Source organism: Bacillus thuringiensis (assembly GCF_001595725.1).
GTDB lineage: Bacteria > Bacillota > Bacilli > Bacillales > Bacillaceae_G > Bacillus_A > Bacillus_A thuringiensis_K.
This window is the reverse complement of the sequence record NZ_CP014282.1, coordinates 538,236-558,269: the sequence shown is the minus strand read 5'-3', so window position 1 is coordinate 558,269 and position 20,034 is coordinate 538,236. Positions and strand designations below refer to the sequence as shown.

Sequence of the window (20,034 nt, the reverse complement as noted above, 5' to 3'; positions counted from 1 at the left end):
TTATTAATTCGTTAAATAAGAATAAAATGCGTCAGCATCCGTTCTAATCATCGGTACAAAATTTAGTTCTTTTCCTTTTTCAGGCTGATTTTTTTTTATCTTTTCCGCTAACTCTTGAATATTCATATTCATTTTATCCATATTAAGCTCATCTGCCATTTGTAGCACCTTTTGTTCATTAATTTCTTTTAATATTTGATATATATCTTTACCGTACAAATCAATATGATATTTTTTTGCTTCTTCCTGTACTTTTTGTTCGTACACTTCTTGTGCTAACTCTTCAATTTCTTTTCCTTTTTGAGAAATGTCTAACTTTCCTGCTTCTTCTCTTACTTTCGTTCCGTAGATTTCTTCCGCGATGTCTTCGATTTCTTTTCCATCTGTAGAAATGCCTAATTTATCTGCTTCATCTTTAATTTTAATCGTATTAATTTGAGTAATTAAATCTACAATTGATGTATTCTCTATAGATATACCTAGCTTTAACGCTTCTTGCTTTACTTTTGTTTCATAGATTTCTTCTGACAGCGTCCCAACATCTTTTCCTTCTATCGAAATACCTAACTGCTCTGCTTCCCTTCCTACTTCTGTTTCATGAATTTCTTTTTCTAATGTAATTTGTTCTTTTCCTTCCGTTTCAATACCTAGTTCCTCTGCTTTTTCTTCTGTATGCACTGCATGTATCTTACCATTGTTCAATTGTTCTTTACTGCGCTGCGTGTAATCTGTCTTTCCTTTTTGTGTTTCAGAAGGAGAGGCACCACCTAATATGCTTAAACTCATTACTCCAATAGTGAATACCATCATCATTTTCTTTTTCAAAATTAATTCCTCCCTCTTACACTTTCTTTTTCAGCATTCCCATAATTTTTTTAATACTATACATACATCTCATCTCTGCTTGAGATAACATTATGATTGATAAAATCCACTCACATACACCTAGTCTCTTCTTCATGTAACGAACGTTCTTTATGCCATACATAATATAAATAGTTTCTTAACTTTCCCTTAAAAAAAGACGACCTTGTAAAAACAAGATCGTCTTCTTACTTATATTTTTTGATTTTTAGGGAAAATCACTTCAAAACTAGTGCCATTTCCCCACCTGCTCTCTACTGATATTTTTCCATAATGCTTTTCTACAATCCAATTTGCGATTGAAAGACCTAATCCAGCTCCTTCTGACGTACTTCTTGCTTTATCCCCTTGATAAAAACGATCAAATAATTTCGGAATATCTTCTTCTTTCACTCCTATCCCGTCATCCTTCACCTGTATACGAATTGAACTACTCGTTTGCGTACAATCGATTTGAATATGCCCACCTTCGTTTGTATACTTCATCGCATTATCTAACAGTATGACCATCATTTGATGAATCCGCTCTCTATCCCCCATAAAAGATACACCACGTTCTACTTTTAGTATCATTTCTTTTTCTTGATAAGAAGCAATCTCTTTATATGGAGCTACTATTTCTTCTAACAATTTATCAAGTTCAAATGTTTTCTTATCCATCTCAATTTGATTAGAATCAGAACGTGCTAGCAATAATAAATTACTAACGAGTTTCGATAACCGCCTACATTCTTTTGAAATTGTAGAAATATCTATCGCTTTTTCTTCTATCGTAGCGGATGGTGATTGGAATAACACATCCGTTTTTGATTGAATAACTGCAAGCGGTGTCCTTAGTTCATGTGATGCATCAGAAACGAATTGCTGCTGTTTCTCCCATGAATTTTGAATAGGTACAAGTGCTCTGCCAGCTAGGAAAAAGCCGATACCTATCGCACAGAGGCTTCCTATGCTACAACCTATAACGAGGATTAAAAATAAAGTATTTAACATTCTTTCTTCCGCTGTTATATCTCGCACGATTTGAACTATTTCTCCATCTTTTTGAAGCGAAAATGCTCTAAAATATCGTCCTTGTACTTCAATATCTTGTAACTCCCCTAATTTTTTTGGAGAAAACTTTTCCAAATTCTCTTCAAAAATAGAACGGAATTTACGGTTATCGCCCTCTATTTTCACTATTTTCCCATTCCAAGTTATTCTAGTTACTCGCGGATCTCCAATCTGGATATTCTCCATGCGTTTTCTTGGTGGTATTTTAACATCTAATTTCTCTCTATACTGGGCCATCATTTTTATAGATTGATCCACTTCATTATAAATACGCTTATATGTGTATGAATAAATAATACTGCCTAATATACCTATTAATAGGATAAATACTAATGAATTCACTATAGTCAAACGAATGCGTGTCTTTTGAAACATACTTCCTTTTCTCATTGTTCTTTTAATATATATCCAATACCTCGAACGGTTTGAATATCTTTCTGATAACCGAATGGCTCTAATTTTTTACGTAAATGATGCACATACACTTCTACAATCGCTACTGTCGTATCTGAATCAAATCCCCAAACACGATCAAAAATTTGTTCACGCATTAAAATCTTCCCGCTATTTTGAATGAGATACTCTAGTAGCTCATATTGTTTCAATGTCAACTTAATACCTTGTCCATCTACTTGAACGTCTTTATCTTTTCCGAACAATTCAATCCCTTTATAGCGAATTGTTTGCTGCGTTGTTAAACTACCACTTCTGCGTAGTAAAGCGCGAATTCTCGCTTTTAATTCAGGGGCCTGAAATGGCTTAACGATATAGTCATCTCCACCAAAGTCCAATCCCTTCACCCGATCTTCTAAAGAATCTCTCGCTGTCAAAAACAGGACTGGTGTTTCAATCTTTTCATCACGTATTTTTTGAATCACTTCAAATCCGTCCATCCTTGGCATCATCACATCCAACAAAATTGCATCATATATATTTTGAAGCGCTAAAAACAATCCATCTTCTCCATTTATTGCCGTATCTACTTCAAATTCATCACGCAAAATTTGTACGATAGATTCTAATAACGAAGTAGTATCTTCTATTACAAGTAAGCGCATGCTCTCACCTTCCATCAAATAGTTCAATTCTATTTATTATTACATTTCTTCTCTTCATAACAAAAGAATGTAGTTATATTACGTAATTTCATTTTCAACTATTTCCTTCTCAAATTTTGAATTTTTATTATAAAAACTTTGTCTTAAATTTACCTTAATAAAAAATTGAAAGAAATAAGATTCCTCTTATCTCTTTCAATTTTTTATTACATATACCTTTTTACTTGGCAACTCCAAACAATTTAGCTGACCACCATACACAGCCCCGCCATCAATTCCAATAATACGATTACTACCAAAATACACTCCGCAATCCTCACTACTATGAAGCGTCTTTGTTTCCGTATGCCCAAATACAACAACCTTTTCACCGCTATATCCATTATGAAATTCATTACGGATCCACATTAACGTATATGGTTCAGATTCAGAAACTCGTTTCATCGGCTCAACCCCAGCATGTACAAATATATACTCTTCTGTTTCAATGTAATGATCTAATTCTTGAATAAACTTTATATGTTCCTCTAATACAGAAGATTGTAAAATCGGTTTTTGGAAGTCTTTCTCATTAAACGCAATATCTTCTTCTACAAATCCATAACTATATAATGTCTTATCTCCACCATTTCTTTTTACCCAATGGTTCCATGAACGTTCCTCATTTATCGTTAACGCCTTAATCATCATATCTTCATGATTTCCTTTTAAAATGAGTGCTCCCTCTTCTTTCAATTCTTTTACCTTTTCAATTACAGCACGCGCATTTGGACCACGATCTACATAATCTCCCAGTAAGATTAATTGATCCTTTTTCGCATTATATTGAGCTTCTTTCAACAACTGTTCGAACTTTTCTATTTCTCCATGAATATCACTAATAACAAGAATTCTTTTCATATTATCCCCCCCTTTCTAATTATAGTTCAAAACAACGGAAAATTCCGAATCTTAACCTTGAATTAAATTTCCCCCGCATTAACGGGCAGTAAGACCCCCACCTCAAAATTCAGCGGAAGCAAAGAAGTTAGGTGGGGGTAGGGCTGCCCGTAAAAGCCCTATTGGTGAGGGCTAATAATCAGTGGGGGATGAAGAAAAGCCCCATTGATTAAAGTTTCACTTTATTACAAACTAAACAATTACCCTTACAACAATGTAAGTCTCTTGTCATCCAATTCGATAGTTGTAATTACTGTATTTCCTTATACTGAGAGTAAGAAATGAAACAAAAAATAAGGAGAGATGAGAGATGAAAAAAGTAATGGAAGTTGTAGTAGCGGTAGTAGAGGTTTTCGTAAATGGTAAACAAGTCGCAATGGAGTTAAATAAATAATGAAAAGGACAACATTCACTCTAGACCCTTTACTCATATAAAAGAGATAAGACTTCATCATTTCTTTGATCCCTTATCTCCCTATAAAGAAAGCCGTATCCCTGTTAAGGATACGGCTTTCTCTTATTTTTGACTTGTACGAGCTGAAATGCTAATTGCTCTATCTGTTGCTTTGGCAGCTTCATCTAACGCTTCTTTACTATTCTTCCCGTCATACATCGCTTCTAATGCTTTTACAACTGCATCTCGTGATTCTGGGAATACACTAATTAAAGCACCTTGTGTTGCTGGAGATTGCTTCGTTGCTTGCAGTTGATCTACTGTCACTTTCAACTGTGGGTATTTTTCATATTGCTCTTTTACTAATGGCTCATTATATGCATCTGGATTAATTGAGAAATAGCCTGTTGCAGTATGCCATTTTGCTTGTACGTCTGGCTTCGTTAAATATTTCATAAAGTCCCAAGCACCTTGTTGCGTTTCTTCTGAAACCATATTCGTCATCCATAATGATGCTCCACCAATAACAACACCATTTTGTTTCGAATCCTCTGGATACGGAATATATGAAACACCTACATTAAACTTAGATGCATCAATTAAATCACGAACACCTGCTGAAGAATCTAAATACATAGCAACTTGTCCAGACTGGAACGCGGCACGAATATCATCCCAACTTGCTCCATACTTTCCAAGTGCGCCAGCTTTATTTAAATCATCTAACATTCCAAATACTTTCTGTCCTTCTTTACCGTTAAATACCGCCTTCTTTGCAGCATCCTTACGACCGTTTTCGTTATCTACATATAAAGCACCTTGTGTCGCTAACAATTCTTCAAAGAACCAACCATAGTTAAGCATGGAGAATCCATATTGTTTTACATTTCCGCCTTCTTTAATCGTTAACTTTTTCGCTGCTTCTTGTAATTCCGCATATGTTTTCGGAGCTTTCTCTGGATCTAAGCCCGCCTTTGCGAAAGCATCTTTATTATAAATTAATACTGGTGTAGATGAATTAAATGGCATAGAATACATTTTTCCATCAACTGAATAATAATTTGTAATTGCTTTTTCTAATTTTGACGTATCGTACTTATCTTTTTTTATCCAGCTATCAATTGGTGTGATTTTTTTACTATCAATCATATATTTCGTTGTAATTTCACTCGATTGAACAAGAGCTGGCGCTTCTTTCGTTGCAGACATCGTTCTAAATTTCGTTAAAGACTCTTCATATGTTCCTTGGAACTCTGCCTTTATCTCATATTTATTTTGCGACTTATTATAGTCTGCAACAAGACCATCTAGTACTCCTTGTGTTTTTCCACCCATCGCATGCCAGAAGCGAATTACAGTTTTATCACCATTTTTTTCAACTGGTGCTACTTTTGCCTGTGCTTCAGGTTTTCCTTCTGTTTTACTATTTGAACAAGCGGCACTAGATAATGCCATTGTTGCTACCATTAATAGCGCAGCACCTTTTTTAACTAGACTCATTTAAATCTCACCTTCTCTTAGTTATTTAATTGCACCTTTTGTTAATCCTTGTTGTAATTGCTTTTGCCCTAAAAATAGTAAAATCAATGTTGGAATAACGATAACCGTAACACCGGCCATTACGCTTCCCCAATCAGTTGCAACTTCTTGAGACTGAAGCTGCTTCACACCAATTTGCACTGTTCTTACTTTTTCATCTGTGGTCACTAAAAGTGGCCATAAATACATATTCCATGTTGTTAAAAAGCTATATACTCCAAGCGTAATAAAACTCGTTTTACAATACGGAATTACAACGCTGAATAAAAACCTTATATTTCCAATCCCTTCAATAAATGCAGCTTCTTTCAGTTCATTCGGAAGTGTCATAAAATGTTGACGTAGCAAGAAAATACCGAAAGCTGTCGCAAAAAACGGCACTGTCATCCCAGCGAAACTATTGATCCAGCCAAAGTTTTGAATCGTTAAAAAGTTAGGTACCATCGTTGCTTCCCACGGAATAAGCATCGTCGAAATAAACAGGAAGAAAATAAGGTTTCTTCCTTTAAACTGAAGAAAAACAAAAGCATACGCCGCTAAGCTTGATACGATAAGTTGTCCAATCATAACGACTATCGATACAATTAAACTGTTATATAAGTATGTAAAAAGCGGTACTTTTTGAAAAATATTAATGAAATTATCAAAAGTAAATTGAGTTGGAAATAACCTTCTCATTTGAATATCGTCTGGTGTCATAAAGCTTATTAAAAACGCATACAGTACAGGAAAAAATACCATTACTGCACTAATTATGAGCAGCATGTATAATAGGAAATTTTGCTTCCACTGTTTAACAATCATTTATAATGCACCTTTCTCTCAGCAAACTTAAATTGAAGTAATGTAGCAATGAAAATGAAAACAAATAATACCATCGCTTGTGCACTTGCTGTTCCAAATTGATGATTCACAAACGCCTCTTTGTAAATCGAGTACACAATTAAATTCGTTGCATCATTCGGTCCACCGTGCGTTAAAATATCAATTTGTCCAAAGCTTTGGAACGCACTAATTAACGTTACGGTTACAATAAAGAATAAAGTTGGCGATAGCATCGGTAATGTAACACGGTGAAGCTTATATAAATAACTAGCACCATCTATAGATGCACTCTCATATAAAGACGTATCGATATTTTGTAAACCACCTAATATAACTAAAAATGCAAATCCTGTATTCACCCAAACTGTTGTAACTGATACAGAGAATAGTGCCCAGTCCGGACTCGTTAACCATGCGATTGCAGGAAGATTCATAGAGCCTAATATATTATTAAATAATCCTACACTTGGATGAAATAAAAATAGCCAAATCACTGCACTAGCAGCTACTGATATTCCCATCGTCGAAGAAAACAGAACTCGGAATAACCCAATACCTCTTACCTTTCCATTTGCAATCAATGCAAGAAACAAAGCAAATATAATACTCGTAGGCACTGTATATAAAACAAATAATAAAGTTGATTTTATACTTTTGTAGAAGGCTTGATCAGAGAATAAATATTGATAATTTTCTAAGCCAACGAAAAGATTAGCTTCTCCATGTATATCGGTTAAATAAAAACTATAGTAAATCGTCCTAAACAATGGATAGAACAGAAAAATCGAAAATAGCAAAATAGATGGTGCCAAAAACAATAATCCTATTCTTAAATCTTTCGTTCTCCCCCATAATTTTTTCTTTTTTGACACCTTTGTTTGAACTGGTAACTTACTTACTTCGATCATTATTTCGCCACCACTTTCAACTCTTCTTTAGCTACCACTTTTAAGCGTTCATTCGTGTTTTCGTTAAAGAAGCATAACTTTTCTTGCGAGAATAATAATTTTACTTTGTCACCTTTGTTCAAGAGTAACTGTCCGATAACTTTCGCACTCCAAGTTGTTCCATTTACCGCAAAGTTCAATATAGATTCATTCCCTAATACTTCTACAGATTGCAACGTCACTTCTTGTCCTTCCTCAGACAGTGCAATATGCTCAGGACGCATGCCTATGCGAATTGTTCCTTCTGGTAATTGCTTTAACTGTCTAATAGATAATGGAACTTGCAATTTCCCTATATGTAATACACCTTTTTCTTTATTCACTTCCCCATCATTTATATTCATAGAAGGAGAACCTATAAAGCTTGCAACAAACTCGTTTGCTGGTTCATTATATATGTCAAGTGGTGTTCCAACTTGCTGTATACTTCCTTTATTTAAAACCATGATACGATCTCCCATAGTCATCGCTTCTATTTGATCGTGGGTAACGTAAATCATCGTAATTCCTAATCGCTGCTGAATTTCTCTAATTTCTATTCTCATTTGCGCACGTAATTTCGCATCCAAATTCGAAAGTGGTTCATCCATTAAACAGATTGGTGCCTGACTCACAATTGCCCTAGCTAGTGCAACACGCTGTCTTTGTCCGCCTGATAATTGGCCTGGTTTCATTTTCACATACTCTTTCAGTCCTACCATTTCAATAGCTTCCATTAATCGCTTTTGTCGCTCTTCTTTTTGTAATTTTCTTACCTTAAGTCCAAATAAAATATTTTCTTCTACAGATAAGTGTGGATATAATGCATAATTTTGAAATACCATTGATAGATTACGGTCTTTCGGCTCTAGATCATTTGCAACACATTCATTAATAATTAAATCTCCCGAAGAAATCTCTTCTAAGCCAGCGATCATTCGTAATAATGTGCTTTTCCCGCATCCCGAAGGTCCAACTAAAACAAAAAATTCGCCCTTCTTAATATGAACCGATACGCCTTTAACCGCTGTCTCTTCTGCATTTTTATATACCTTTGAAACATTTTTCAATTCAATCACAAGGTTGCACTCCTTTTTTCTTCTTGTATCCATACTTCATAATGACTTGTTGAAATCGCACTTGCTCCTGCACGAATTGCAATTTCCGCATCTTCTCGAGTTTGAATCAGCCCGCCTGCAATAATAGGAAACTCTAGTTCCTCTACTAGCTGTTTAATAATAGAAGGCATAATCCCCGGCATAATCTCTACTGCATTCGGTTTAGTCGTTTTACAATTTTCAATTGATTTAGTAAGAGATAAAGTATCTACAATAAAAATACGTTGAATTGTTTTCAATCCAATTTTATTAGCATTTCGAATTGTCGAACCTTTTGTTGAAATAATACCTTGTGCCCCGATAACATCTTGAATATACAAAAGCGCTTCCTCTGTATTCGTATTTAAGCCTTGTATAAAATCACAATGAAGAAATACATCATGTCCATGTTTCTGCAATTCATATACACACTCTGGTAATTCCAGCATTGAACCAGTCATAAGAAAAACTGTTTTCGGCAATTTTTTGTATGCTTTGTATCCTTCCCAATCCTTTATCATCGCAATATAAGGTTTTTCAAACATTTATTCCACCTAACTGTTCTATTTTTATCCAAACTAAAAACACCTACTTACATAGAACGCCTTTCTCCTTATTTGAACTCTAGGGAATAGAGCACACCTAAGAAAGTGGCACATTATATGTAAGTGGGTGTTCTCAAATGTTCTCTACCCTAGTTATTTTGTTACCTTTACTATATTACGCATTTATTAAGTCAGTTTTGATAGATTGTTAATTAGGTGTTAATCGAATGTTAATATTCACCACATCACCATTTACATTAATCTATATATTTAAATATAAAAATTAGAACGAAACAATACTTAAAATTCAATCAATATGTAAATTCATTCCATAGTTAATGATTTTTAGTTTGCTTACCACTGCTTGCAAAGCAAAGTTATCCCAAGCAGTACTATAAAGTGGAATGCGCCTTTCCTCTTGTATTGATATAGCCCAGGCTGTAACAACATCAGTACCATATCCGGTCCCTTCAAACTCCGCTAAAGTTTCCACACTTGCCTCAGCAGCTACGGGCGTACTTCTTGCACTGCAACAAACAGAAACTACCTTTTCATTTTTTACAATTGCAAAATAAGGCTTCCTCCTTATTTACTCCATTTACCATCCATTCATAATCTATTTTTCATGTTCAAAACAAAAATCCCATTCAAATACACATTACTGAATCCATCATACTAACTGATTTCTTCATTCTGTCTATCTAAATGGGATTATTTTTCGTTTTTTACTCTACTGGCTGTTGTGGCTGTACTACTTCATTCGCTCCAGCTACCCTCAACATATTTACAATATCTTTAAAACCTCTTTTTTCAGCGTATTGCAGTGGCGTCAGATGTTCCTTGTTAGCCATGTTTACATCTGCACCGTGATCAATAAGCAATTGAATTACTTTCTTATGGTTTTCACTACCATTTCCTAATACAATTGCTTCTAATAACGCTGTTCCACCACGTTCATTTTTATAATTCACATCAATATCTGTATGCTCTAATAATTCTTTAACAACCTCTACATGGCCACGCTCAGATGCAGAAATAAGTGCTGTCCCACCTGACCTAGTCGTTTCTTTCGTATTAACTCCTGCATTAATTAATACTTTTACAATATCCGTATATCCTTCTCTACTTGCATAAAGAAGTGGATTACTTTTTTTCTCATCTTTAATTTCAATATTAGCACCTGCACCAATTAATGCCTTAACTGTCTCTACATGATTTTGGTACGTGGCTGCAAGAACAGGCGTTTCTCCGTTGTCACCTTCTACGTTTATATTCGCTCCATCCTGAATCAACTTCATAGTTGTCTCTGTGTCTCCAAGAGTAGCTGAAAGTAACAACTGTTTGTCCATTAAATTTATACTTTTCTCTTCTTTAGATTCTTCCTGTTCTTTATGCTTCTCTTTTTTCTTTTCATTTTTCACATGAACCGGTCTCGATTCTGGTTCTTCTTGCTTATCGCAAGCCACTACCGTCATTAAAAGTCCTAATAAAATACATAATAAAATTTTTTGTTTTCTCACAACTACAGCTCCTATGAAAGATAATGTTTTCTTAACCATTCCTCCATCACATACAATAACTCTTCTTGAGTACATTTATCCATAAGCCCTTTAGATTCCTTCTTTAAACGGATTATCTTAAGCTTATACTATGTTTCTCAACCTATTGAAATGATACGCCTGATGGCCCCATCATTAACATTATGAAGCAATTAGTTTAGCACGTTTTTACCGCATTTGTATACATTTCTAAAAAGTACATAAAGTGAAACTTTAATTAGTGGGGATTTTGTTCATCCACCACTAATTATTAGCCCACACCAGTCGGGCTTTTACGGGCAGCCCGACTCCACCTCACTTCTTTGCTTTCACTAAATTTTGAGGTGGAGATCTTACTGCCCGTTAATGCGGGATAAATGATTGCTTTAGGTTACTATATTCCATTGTAACCGTTCTTCTAAAAATTTTACACCTTTTCTATATTTGCACCTGAGTAATAATAGAAAAAGACAACTATATAGTGTCTTTTTCTATTATTAATGATGTCCACCATGATTTCCTGCTTTCGGTTTCACTATCATCTCTTTATTCATTTCCCATTTATGCTCTGCTAGCTCTTTATACGAAAGAACTTTCCCCTTATAGTTAGATACAAAGCTCTCTGCATCTTTTTTATTTTTAAATGAAATGACATTATAAGCCATCGGTGTCGTTATTGTTTTATCGTATACGTAAGTAGCGTCTTCTAACAAAATCCAATCTTTCGAATCATAATCTCGGACAAATTTCTCTTTCGTCTTTTCATCTGAGTTAATCTCCATCCATTTATACATACAACCGATATCATCAAACTTTAACGCTTTTCCATTTTCTAAAATAATTTCTGTTGCAAATTGATTATCTGTTACCCCAATTTGGCAAATATCACATTTATCATGTTTCTCATCAATGGCAACAGCTGCTGTTTCCTTTTTTCCACATCCGACTACCGTAAATACGAAACATAAACATATAGCAAGTACGACATATTTTACTTTCATCAATATCCCTCCCTAGAAACCGTATACTCCACGAAAAGAATACCAAAAGGTTGTGTGAGATTTGTGAAAAAACAATGTGCTTTTTGTAATATAGGAAACAAACAAAGATGTGTAGTTATTTCTACACATCTCTCATCACTCGCAGCCTGTAATTAACAAATCATCTTCTAACTTAACTAATAATGTATCCGCACTAATTTCCTGTCCAACTTCTACATTTACCAATCTTATATTTCCACTAATCCCGACTGCGATTTTTTTAAGCTCACCGTCATTTTTTCGGATCATCAGTAATTTTTCCCATTCATATACGTAAGAAGATTCATTAATAAAAATCTCCTCTACTTTTCCTTCATAAGAGCTATAAATCTCTTCAATTCTCGTTTTCATATAACATCTACTCCCTATTTCACACTTCACTATTTTCATCTTATTCTACCATTCTTACGAGGAGCTGCTTACTTTTTAAAAATTCAAATTAACTACCGTGAACAAAATGAACAAAATAAAAATTATGCTTCTAATGATGTTATTTTTCAAATTATTTACCATTTGAATAGATGCTTTTATTATAAACAAAAAACCTTTTTCTGAATTTTTATTCTGTTTTGAAAGCGCAATCATTCTTTTGAGGGGGAAATTACATGTTAGCACTACTTGGATTTGCGATGGTATTTGTCTTTATGTTTTTAATTATGACGAAACGTATGTCAGCGCTAGTAGCATTAATATTAATTCCGAGTGTTTTTGCATTAATTGGCGGATTCTATGCCAATATGGGGCCTATGATGTTAGAGGGGATTCAAAAGTTAGCACCTACTGGTATTATGCTTATGTTCGCTATTTTATATTTTGGGATTATGATTGATAGCGGTTTATTTGATCCTGTCATTAGTAAGATTTTAAAATTTGTAAAAGGAGATCCTTTAAAAATCGTTATCGGAACGGCTATATTGACTATTATCGTTTCTCTAGATGGTGACGGTACAACAACATACATGATTACAGTTTCCGCAATGTATCCACTATATAAGCGCCTTGGAATGAACCCCCTCATATTAGCTGGAGTTGTTATGTTAGGGGCGGGGGTAACAAATCTTACACCTTGGGGTGGACCCACAGCTCGTGTTATGAGCGCACTTGGACTTGAGGCTTCCGAATTATTTACACCTCTTATTCCAGGAATGATTGCTGGTGCAATTTGGGTTGTTTTCGTTGCCTACTATCTTGGAAAAAAAGAAAGAAAACGTTTAGGAATTATGGATGTACAGTATTTAAAACAAATGCAAACAATGGATGAGCAAGCTGCAACTGTCGAAGCCGCAGTGCATAAACGTCCTAAACTTCTATGGATTAACTTTTTATTAACCGCTACATTACTTGTCTGTCTCATACTAGAAGTTATGCCGTTACCTGTTTTATTTACAATCGCTTTTGCTATTGCTGTTATGATTAACTATCCAAACTTAGAACAACAGAAAGAACGTATTGCTTCTCATGCAGGGAATGTATTAGCAGTTGTTTCTCTCGTATTTGCTGCCGGTATTTTCACTGGTATTTTATCTGGAACAAAAATGGTAGATGCCATGGCTAACAGTGTAGTAACTCTTATACCAGATGCACTTGGACCACAATTGCCAATTATTACAGCACTTCTCAGTATGCCATTCACATTTTTCATGTCCAATGATGCATTTTACTTTGGGGTATTGCCTATTTTAACGAAGGCTGCTGCTACTTACGGAATTAGTGCAGCTGAAATGGGACGCGCTTCCTTACTTGGGCAACCCGTTCACTTATTAAGTCCTCTTGTCGCTTCCACTTATTTATTGGTCGGAATGGCCAAAGTTGATTTCGGTGAACATCAACGCTTCACTTTATTGTGGGCCGTTGGAACGACAATGGTTATGTTAATTACCGGTATTGTAATTGGGATTATTCCAATATAAGATGCAAAAAAACAGTAGAAGAAATAAAATCCTCTACTGTTTTTTATTATGAAGAAGTAAGAAAATAACGCCTCTCCGGTCTCCCAACACTTCCATATATTAGCTCTGCGTGGACTTTCTTCCCAGATATCAAATACTCTAAATAGCGCCTTGCAGTTGATCGACTTACGCCTACCATTGAACTTAGTACCTCTGCTGTAATCCCTTCTTCATTAACTGTTAACATATTTTTTTTTATTTTTGCTAAAGTTAAGGGGTCTATCCCTTTCGGGGCATATTCCATTTCATTTCCCTTTACGCCTCTTTGAGACCATAAATGTTCTATTTGTTCTGTAGATAATTGATTATTTTTCTTCAGCTGCACAATCTTTTTTTGATAACTTTCCAAACTCGCCTTAAATCGATCAAACATTAGTGGCTTTACAATATAATCTGTTACTCCGCCCCGCAGGGCGTGCCTCACTACATCTGTTTCCGATGCCGCTGTAATCATAATAATATCTGTATCGTGCAAATGATTCCTAATATATGTGACAAGTTCCGTTCCTTGCATATCAGGTAAGTACACATCTAATAACACGAGCTGTGGCTTCACAAGCTCTAGCCATTCTTTCGCTTGTTCTCCAGTCGTTGCCGTTCCAATTACTTTAAATCCCTCAATTTTTTCAGTAAAACGACGATGAATGTCAGCAATCCGAATATCATCTTCTACAATTAATACTTCAATCTCCTCACCCATTACTATTCGCCTCTCTCTTTCGGTAGTGCAATAATAAATAACGCACCACCTAAATCCCCTTTTTCAATTGCAATACTTCCATTTAAATCTTCTACTAACTCTTTCACTTTTGCTAATCCATATCCTCGCTCTCCTCCTTCTTTCGTCGAAAAGCCTTTATAGAATATGCTAGTAATTATTTCATCATGAATCCCTTGCCCTGAATCTTCCACTTCAATTACTATTTCTTCTCCAATATCAGTTACAAACATCCTTACTGTCTTATCATTCTCTTCATTTTTTTCAATTGCTTCAAATGCATTCGTAATTAAATTTCCTAAAATAGAAACGACATAATTACTCTCAATATGTGGACTTAATTTGTCTAAACCACTTTCTCTATCTAGCATAAAATCAATCTTCAACTCTCGTGCTCTATTATAAAATCCAATTAAAATTCCACCTAGCCATGGATTTTGAATCCGCTTCATAATAAATTGAACAAAATCTTGATATACCGCTGTTTCCTTATGAATAAGCTCTAAAGCATCTTCGTATGATTCTAATTGGATAAGACCTGAAAGCGTATACAATAAATTGTTATATTCGTGCGCTTGCGCTCGTAATGCCTCTGTATATTGCTTCGTCTGAGATAATTCTGCTGTTAACTGATCCATTTCAGATTTCAAACGTAAGCTCGATACAACGCCAGTTACTTTATTCTTTACTTTAATAGGTAGACGGTTCGCAATAACAGCCTGTCCTTTTATATTTAATTGGCGATCAAACTGTTCTTCACCAGTTTGAAGTACATCTAGTATCGTTGAATTAGGAATTACATTTAAAATAAATTCCCCAATAATATTTTGTTGTTTATCTAGCGAAAGAATATCATAGGCTGCTTGATTGACTAAACTAATCATGCCATTTTTATCGATTACAATAATCCCTTCACGTACAGATTGAATCACTGTACTATGCTCTTCATATAAAGATGAAATTTCTTCTGGTTCCATACCGAACATCATTCTTTTTATACTTGCCGCTAAATATATAGAGCCGATTACTCCAATTAATAGCCCTATTATTGTAATCCAAAATACACGCTTTCCATACACCTCTACCGCTCCATGAATATCATCCATTGAAAATCCAACAGACACCACACCAATGATTTCATTTTCCTGATTACGGATTGGAACTTTTCCACGTAATGAAGGGCCTAATGATCCAGTTGCTTTCGAAACATATGATTTTCCTTCTAATAAAACACCTTTGTTATCTCCACCAATCATCGCTTCTCCTATTTTATCTCGCTCAGGATGCGCATATCGAATCCCCTCTTTATTTCCAACTACAATGAAGTCAGCCTCTGTATCCATTCGAATTCTTTCTGCAATCGGCTGAATGATAGAAGCTGGGTTTTCTTTTTGAAAAGCTTCCTTTATTTCAGGTATAGCAGCAACTGTTTTCGCAACATGCAAAGCTCGTTTCCCAATTTGCTCTTCTACCGTTTCAGATAATATGTAATAAAATAAATAACTCGTTAGCATAAGTACAACTAAAATAAGTGTACTTATAGTTAATGTAATTCTCGGTTGGAGTTTTAATTTTTTAAATTTCAAAACCATTCCCCTAACATGATTAAAGATGGAATTTAAAGAATATACAGTCTCTTTAATTATACTTAATCATAACACGGTTACTCTATATTTCTTTCTTTTTCTCTTCATAAAAAAAGAAACGAAGTAAAATTATTACCTCGTTTCTTAATATTTGTTATTACACTTTAAACTTACTAATCATCTCTTGTAATTCTTCTGCCATTTGTGATAAATGGACTGCTGCTGCATTTATTTCATCTACTGAAGCTAATTGTTCCTCAGAGGAACCAGCAATATTTTGAACACTTGCTGCATTTTCTTCAATCGTAGCTGCAATTTCATTAATAGATGCACTTACTTGCTTTGCATCTACCGTCATTTGTTTTGCTACATCTACCATGCTATCAATTTGTACAACTGTATCATTTGTAGACTTTAATATTTCGGCAAAGCTTTGCTTCGTTTCATTTACAACTACAAGTCCTGATTGTACTTCTGTTCCAACTTGATTCATAGAGCTTACTGTTTCTTTTATATCAAATTGAATCTCTTTCACTAGTTTCCCAATTTCCGTAGAAGACTGTCCTGATTGTTCTGCTAGTTTTCGCACTTCATCTGCTACAATTGCAAATCCTCTTCCTTGCTCTCCAGCTCTCGCAGCCTCAATTGCCGCATTTAACGCTAATAAATTTGTCTGTTCTGCAATATGTTGAATCACTTCGAGGATTGCTCCAATTTGTTTCGACTTATCGTCTAATAAACCAATGATTTTGTCTGACTGTGAAACAGACTCATGAATTAATTGCATTTGATTCACTGTTTGTTCAACTAACTTCCCACCATTTTCAGCTTTTTTCTTCGTATACATAGAGGCTGTAGATACTAATGAAGAACTATCTGCAACACGCTGAATTCCTTCTGTAACTTCTTCTAACAATGTTGCTCCTTCTTCAACTTCTTTCGTTTGTATTTCTGCACTACTTGATACTTGCTCTATCGCCTGTGTAATTTGTTCCGTTGCTTCGCTTGTCTGCTTCATACTAGCTGTTAATTCTTCTGAAGATGCCGCTACATGACTTGCTGAAGTGTTTATATTGGAAATGACACTTTGTAACGATGCAGCCATCTCGTTAAAACTTTCTCCTAGCTGTCCAATTTCATCTTTAGAATGAACTGTAATTGATTCTGTTAAATCACCTTCACTAATCTTCTTCGATGATATGACAAGTTGTTTTAACGGTTTAATAATAGACGCAATTATGAAGTAAATTACAATCCCACCGATTATTAGTGAAATTCCAAGAACAGTTATTGTTTTATAGAAAATAGGTTCAGCCGCTTGGATAATTTCTTTGGAAGGCATAATTCCTGCTATTTTCCATCCAGTTTTCTTATTCGTTTTAAAAGTGATATTGCGATCTTCACCATCTAATGAATAATGAACATCCCCAGCTTCCTGTTTATACAATTCTTTACTAAGTTTCTCTTCTAATTTCTCTCCTGGCTTCAGTGTCGGGTGCGCTACTACATTTTTATCTTGATCAAATATTGCTACATACCCTTCCTTACCGATATTAACCATCTTGGAAGTAGTAACAATATCATTAATGATTAAGTCAATCCCAAGAACGCCACTTTTATCCTCGTTTTGTTTTGCTAGTGTAATAACAATATTCCCTGTCGTTTTTGACTTATATGGAGGAGTTACAATTACTTCTCCGCTTTTCTTCACAGCCTCTTTATACCAATCTCTTTCTGTAGGGTTATATCCATCTGGCATCTGAATAGCTGGTGATTGAATGAACTGTCCATTACTAGATCCTGTATAGATTGCTTCCATTTCTGGATGCAGTTTATTGTATTCTTCTAGTTTATTTTGTATGTTTTGAATTTGATCTGCTTGGTAACTTGATTGTGTGAATAATTTCGTAAAATAAGTTGCATCTACTTTTTTACTATCCAATTCTTTATTAATTACATTATCCAAAATTTTTATATTATCTTTAGCCGAGTTTAAAATCGTTTCATTAAAATTCGTCTTCGCCTGTTGATAAGACGTCCAACCAATTACAATACTTGGAAGAATTAAAATAATAATAAATGATACAAGTAACTTTGTTTTTAAACTACTACTCCTTAATTTCCCTTGAAACATACTTCTACCCCTCCATGCCGTTTTAAATGTAATTAATTAACATTTAATCTTTCTATAAAAATAATACGATTTAAATGCATCGATGAGACTCTCTATTTTTTCTACATCATAAAGAATCGATACATATCTTTTTCATTCTATATAAATTAAATAATTAAAACAATGTATAAAAATGTATATTATTCGAAATATTATAATTCATGGAAGAACCTCTAGTATTTCACTTACTAGAGGTTCTTTCCACCTTACTATTCTTTATCTTTTTCTACTTCTTTTTTCTCATCTTCTACTACAGATACAACAGGTTTATCGCTTGACAATTGTTGTACCGCTCCTTTTCCTGCAAATCCTTCTAATAGCTCTTTTAAGTCAATTCCAGAAGAAGCTTTTAACGTTTCTTGCATCGTTGCCATTAAATCAGTCGCATAACCTGCAACTTTTCCGGCCCCGCTATTTTTACCACCGCCGCCTGTATCGACAACTGTGATTTTATCAATGTTACTAAGCGGACTTGCAACTTCCTTCGCATAACTTGGAAGCATTTTAAGAACCATATCCATAATTGCTGCTTGACCATATAATTCAAATGCTTCGGCAATTTTTTGTTTCGCTTCTGCTTCTGCTAAACCTTTTAATCTAATAACATCTGCTTCCGCCGTACCTTGTGCTTTTTGTACTTCCGCTTTTGCTTGACCTTGCGCTTTTTCGATTTCCGCCTTCGCTAAACCTTCTACACGTACTTCTTCCGCACGAGCTCTCGCTTCAGCTTCAATCTTATATTGATCCGCATCTGCCTTTTTAATTTGTTTTACTTTTTCTGCTTCCGCTGATTGCTCAACAGCATAGCGATCTGCATCTGCTTTTTTCTTAACTTCTGCATCGTATTGCTTTTCACGACGCGCAATCTCTTTTTCTTCTAACTCGATTTGCTTTTCACGCTCAATGATTTTAACGCGCATTTGCTCTTCTGTAACACCTTGTTGTGCTTTCGCTTGTTGTAATTCGTAAGAAAGATCCGCATCTGCACGTGCTTGCTCTTGTTCCCTCTTATAGGACTGTACTTTTAATTCTTTATGTTTTTCAGCTTCAGCGATTTGTGCATCACGTTGATATTCTGCTTCTTTTGCCTCTTTTTCAGCACGTGCTTTTTCAATACGTGCTTCTTTTTCACGCTCTGCGTTCGCAATTGTTGCATCACGCTTAACGGTAGCAATTTGCGGCTGACCAAGCGCATCTAAGTATCCGTTTTTATCCATTATTTCTTTAATTGTGAAAGAAACAATGCGAAGTCCCATCTTCTTTAAATCTGTAGAAGCTACTTCATGTACCTTTTGAGCAAATTGCTCTCTATTACTATACGCATCTTCTACTGTCATAGAAGATAAGATTGCACGTAAGTGACCTTCTAAAACCTCTTTTGCTTCTACTTTTAACTCTTCCGTTTCTTTTCCTAAATATTGCTCAGCTGCAGTAGATACTTCTTCAATTGTAGAACCTACTTTAATAATAGAAACACCATTTACTGTAACTGGAACACCTTGCTTCGTATACGTATCGCGTGTACCAACTTCTAATTTGTAGTTTAATAGGCTTAAAGGTTCTGCTCTTTGCATAATTGGAACTACGAAAGTACCGCCCCCGCGGATAATCTTAATCTTCTTTCCATCATCAGTGGTAACAACATTCTTTCCTCCACCAAGCCAGTTCCCTGTAACAATTAACGCTTCATCTGGACCAACCGTACGATACTTCGTAATGAATACTAAAATGAGTAGAATTAAAATTGCCAGTAAAACTCCACCGATAATTAATGGAATCGTCATGTAAAT

General features: G+C 34.9%; 17 protein-coding genes and 2 pseudogenes. 1 reads left to right on the top strand and 18 read right to left on the bottom strand.

The window, feature by feature from the left end; genetic code table 11:
* Nucleotides 1–3: 3 nt before the first annotated feature.
* The 13 genes and pseudogenes from AXW78_RS02835 to AXW78_RS02775 all read right to left on the bottom strand — a co-directional run bounded on the left by AXW78_RS02835 (nt 4) and on the right by AXW78_RS02775 (nt 12,169).
* Nucleotides 4–825 carry a hypothetical protein gene (locus AXW78_RS02835; protein ID WP_000728557.1) on the bottom strand — a complete coding sequence of 274 codons (822 nt, stop codon included), beginning with the start codon at nt 823–825 and terminating at the stop codon, nt 4–6.
* A 231-nt stretch (nt 826–1,056) separates the two neighbouring features.
* Nucleotides 1,057–2,307: a sensor histidine kinase gene (locus tag AXW78_RS02830; RefSeq protein ID WP_074594047.1), complete on the bottom strand. Its 1,251-nt coding sequence runs from the start codon at nt 2,305–2,307 to the stop codon at nt 1,057–1,059.
* Nucleotides 2,304–2,975, bottom strand: coding sequence for a response regulator transcription factor (locus tag AXW78_RS02825; protein ID WP_061883761.1), 672 nt, complete (start codon nt 2,973–2,975; stop codon nt 2,304–2,306). The genes AXW78_RS02830 and AXW78_RS02825 overlap by 4 nt, the downstream gene beginning before the upstream one ends.
* Before the next feature lie 195 nt (nt 2,976–3,170).
* Complete coding sequence (locus AXW78_RS02820; RefSeq protein WP_061883760.1) at nt 3,171–3,875, bottom strand: metallophosphoesterase family protein; 705 nt, start codon at nt 3,873–3,875, stop codon at nt 3,171–3,173.
* Nucleotides 3,876–4,431: 556 nt separating this feature from the next.
* Nucleotides 4,432–5,808, bottom strand: coding sequence for an ABC transporter substrate-binding protein (locus AXW78_RS02815; protein ID WP_000060602.1), 1,377 nt, complete (start codon nt 5,806–5,808; stop codon nt 4,432–4,434).
* A gap of 21 nt (nt 5,809–5,829) precedes the next feature.
* The gene (locus AXW78_RS02810) at nt 5,830–6,651 is read right to left on the bottom strand and encodes a carbohydrate ABC transporter permease (RefSeq protein ID WP_000635939.1); all 822 of its coding nucleotides are present in this window, start codon (nt 6,649–6,651) and stop codon (nt 5,830–5,832) included.
* Nucleotides 6,648–7,580, bottom strand: coding sequence for a carbohydrate ABC transporter permease (locus AXW78_RS02805; RefSeq protein ID WP_000573807.1), 933 nt, complete (start codon nt 7,578–7,580; stop codon nt 6,648–6,650). Before AXW78_RS02805 ends, AXW78_RS02810 begins: the two co-directional genes overlap by 4 nt.
* Nucleotides 7,580–8,677, bottom strand: a complete 1,098-nt coding sequence (locus AXW78_RS02800; protein ID WP_000571374.1) for an ABC transporter ATP-binding protein — start codon at nt 8,675–8,677, stop codon at nt 7,580–7,582. The genes AXW78_RS02805 and AXW78_RS02800 overlap by 1 nt, the downstream gene beginning before the upstream one ends.
* On the bottom strand, nt 8,674–9,240 hold the full coding sequence (locus tag AXW78_RS02795) for a glycerol-3-phosphate responsive antiterminator (protein WP_061883759.1): 567 nt from the start codon (nt 9,238–9,240) through the stop codon (nt 8,674–8,676). The genes AXW78_RS02800 and AXW78_RS02795 overlap by 4 nt, the downstream gene beginning before the upstream one ends.
* A gap of 307 nt (nt 9,241–9,547) precedes the next feature.
* Nucleotides 9,548–9,823, bottom strand: a pseudogene (locus tag AXW78_RS02790) (GNAT family N-acetyltransferase); the annotation flags it as partial.
* 142 nt (nt 9,824–9,965) lie between these two features.
* Nucleotides 9,966–10,835, bottom strand: coding sequence for an ankyrin repeat domain-containing protein (locus AXW78_RS02785; RefSeq protein ID WP_000287343.1), 870 nt, complete (start codon nt 10,833–10,835; stop codon nt 9,966–9,968).
* A gap of 440 nt (nt 10,836–11,275) precedes the next feature.
* On the bottom strand, nt 11,276–11,779 hold the full coding sequence (locus tag AXW78_RS02780) for a nitrous oxide reductase accessory protein NosL (RefSeq protein WP_000865663.1): 504 nt from the start codon (nt 11,777–11,779) through the stop codon (nt 11,276–11,278).
* 135 nt (nt 11,780–11,914) lie between these two features.
* Nucleotides 11,915–12,169: a hypothetical protein gene (locus AXW78_RS02775; protein ID WP_000857376.1), complete on the bottom strand. Its 255-nt coding sequence runs from the start codon at nt 12,167–12,169 to the stop codon at nt 11,915–11,917.
* 254 nt (nt 12,170–12,423) lie between these two features.
* Between AXW78_RS02775 and AXW78_RS02770 the strand changes: the two genes are divergently transcribed.
* A complete protein-coding gene (locus AXW78_RS02770; RefSeq protein WP_000880466.1) occupies nt 12,424–13,728 on the top strand; it encodes a CitMHS family transporter in 1,305 nt (434 codons plus the stop codon).
* Nucleotides 13,729–13,774: 46 nt separating this feature from the next.
* Here the strand turns inward: AXW78_RS02770 and AXW78_RS02765 are convergent, their stop codons facing one another.
* From AXW78_RS02765 to AXW78_RS02750, 5 genes and pseudogenes are all read right to left on the bottom strand, one after another.
* Nucleotides 13,775–14,467, bottom strand: coding sequence for a response regulator (locus AXW78_RS02765; protein WP_000503471.1), 693 nt, complete (start codon nt 14,465–14,467; stop codon nt 13,775–13,777).
* 2 nt (nt 14,468–14,469) lie between these two features.
* Nucleotides 14,470–16,077: an ATP-binding protein gene (locus AXW78_RS02760; protein WP_074619279.1), complete on the bottom strand. Its 1,608-nt coding sequence runs from the start codon at nt 16,075–16,077 to the stop codon at nt 14,470–14,472.
* 151 nt (nt 16,078–16,228) lie between these two features.
* Nucleotides 16,229–17,089, bottom strand: a complete 861-nt coding sequence (locus AXW78_RS35635) for a methyl-accepting chemotaxis protein (RefSeq protein WP_416135246.1) — start codon at nt 17,087–17,089, stop codon at nt 16,229–16,231.
* Between the two features lie 81 nt (nt 17,090–17,170).
* Nucleotides 17,171–18,205 (bottom strand): annotated as a pseudogene (locus AXW78_RS35630) (HAMP domain-containing protein); the annotation flags it as partial.
* A gap of 248 nt (nt 18,206–18,453) precedes the next feature.
* On the bottom strand, nt 18,454–20,028 hold the full coding sequence (locus AXW78_RS02750) for a flotillin lipid rafts scaffold protein FloT (RefSeq protein ID WP_000155019.1): 1,575 nt from the start codon (nt 20,026–20,028) through the stop codon (nt 18,454–18,456).
* Between the last annotated feature and the right edge of the window lie 6 nt (nt 20,029–20,034).

Bases quoted from the DNA above. Each gene is read 5' to 3' on its own strand.
- AXW78_RS02830 (WP_074594047.1), bottom strand. From the start codon at position 2,307: ATGAGAAAAGGAAGTATGTTTCAAAAGACACGCATTCGTTTGACTATA.
- AXW78_RS02825 (WP_061883761.1), bottom strand. From the start codon at position 2,975: ATGCGCTTACTTGTAATAGAAGATACTACTTCGTTATTAGAATCTATC.
- AXW78_RS02820 (WP_061883760.1), bottom strand. From the start codon at position 3,875: ATGAAAAGAATTCTTGTTATTAGTGATATTCATGGAGAAATAGAAAAG.
- AXW78_RS02815 (WP_000060602.1), bottom strand. From the start codon at position 5,808: ATGAGTCTAGTTAAAAAAGGTGCTGCGCTATTAATGGTAGCAACAATG.
- AXW78_RS02810 (WP_000635939.1), bottom strand. From the start codon at position 6,651: ATGATTGTTAAACAGTGGAAGCAAAATTTCCTATTATACATGCTGCTC.
- AXW78_RS02805 (WP_000573807.1), bottom strand. From the start codon at position 7,580: ATGATCGAAGTAAGTAAGTTACCAGTTCAAACAAAGGTGTCAAAAAAG.
- AXW78_RS02795 (WP_061883759.1), bottom strand. From the start codon at position 9,240: ATGTTTGAAAAACCTTATATTGCGATGATAAAGGATTGGGAAGGATAC.
- AXW78_RS02785 (WP_000287343.1), bottom strand. From the start codon at position 10,835: ATGTACTCAAGAAGAGTTATTGTATGTGATGGAGGAATGGTTAAGAAA.
- AXW78_RS02780 (WP_000865663.1), bottom strand. From the start codon at position 11,779: ATGAAAGTAAAATATGTCGTACTTGCTATATGTTTATGTTTCGTATTT.
- AXW78_RS02775 (WP_000857376.1), bottom strand. From the start codon at position 12,169: ATGAAAACGAGAATTGAAGAGATTTATAGCTCTTATGAAGGAAAAGTA.
- AXW78_RS02770 (WP_000880466.1), top strand. From the start codon at position 12,424: ATGTTAGCACTACTTGGATTTGCGATGGTATTTGTCTTTATGTTTTTA.
- AXW78_RS02765 (WP_000503471.1), bottom strand. From the start codon at position 14,467: ATGGGTGAGGAGATTGAAGTATTAATTGTAGAAGATGATATTCGGATT.
- AXW78_RS02760 (WP_074619279.1), bottom strand. From the start codon at position 16,077: ATGGTTTTGAAATTTAAAAAATTAAAACTCCAACCGAGAATTACATTA.
- AXW78_RS35635 (WP_416135246.1), bottom strand. From the start codon at position 17,089: ATGAAGCAGACAAGCGAAGCAACGGAACAAATTACACAGGCGATAGAG.
- AXW78_RS02750 (WP_000155019.1), bottom strand. From the start codon at position 20,028: ATGACGATTCCATTAATTATCGGTGGAGTTTTACTGGCAATTTTAATT.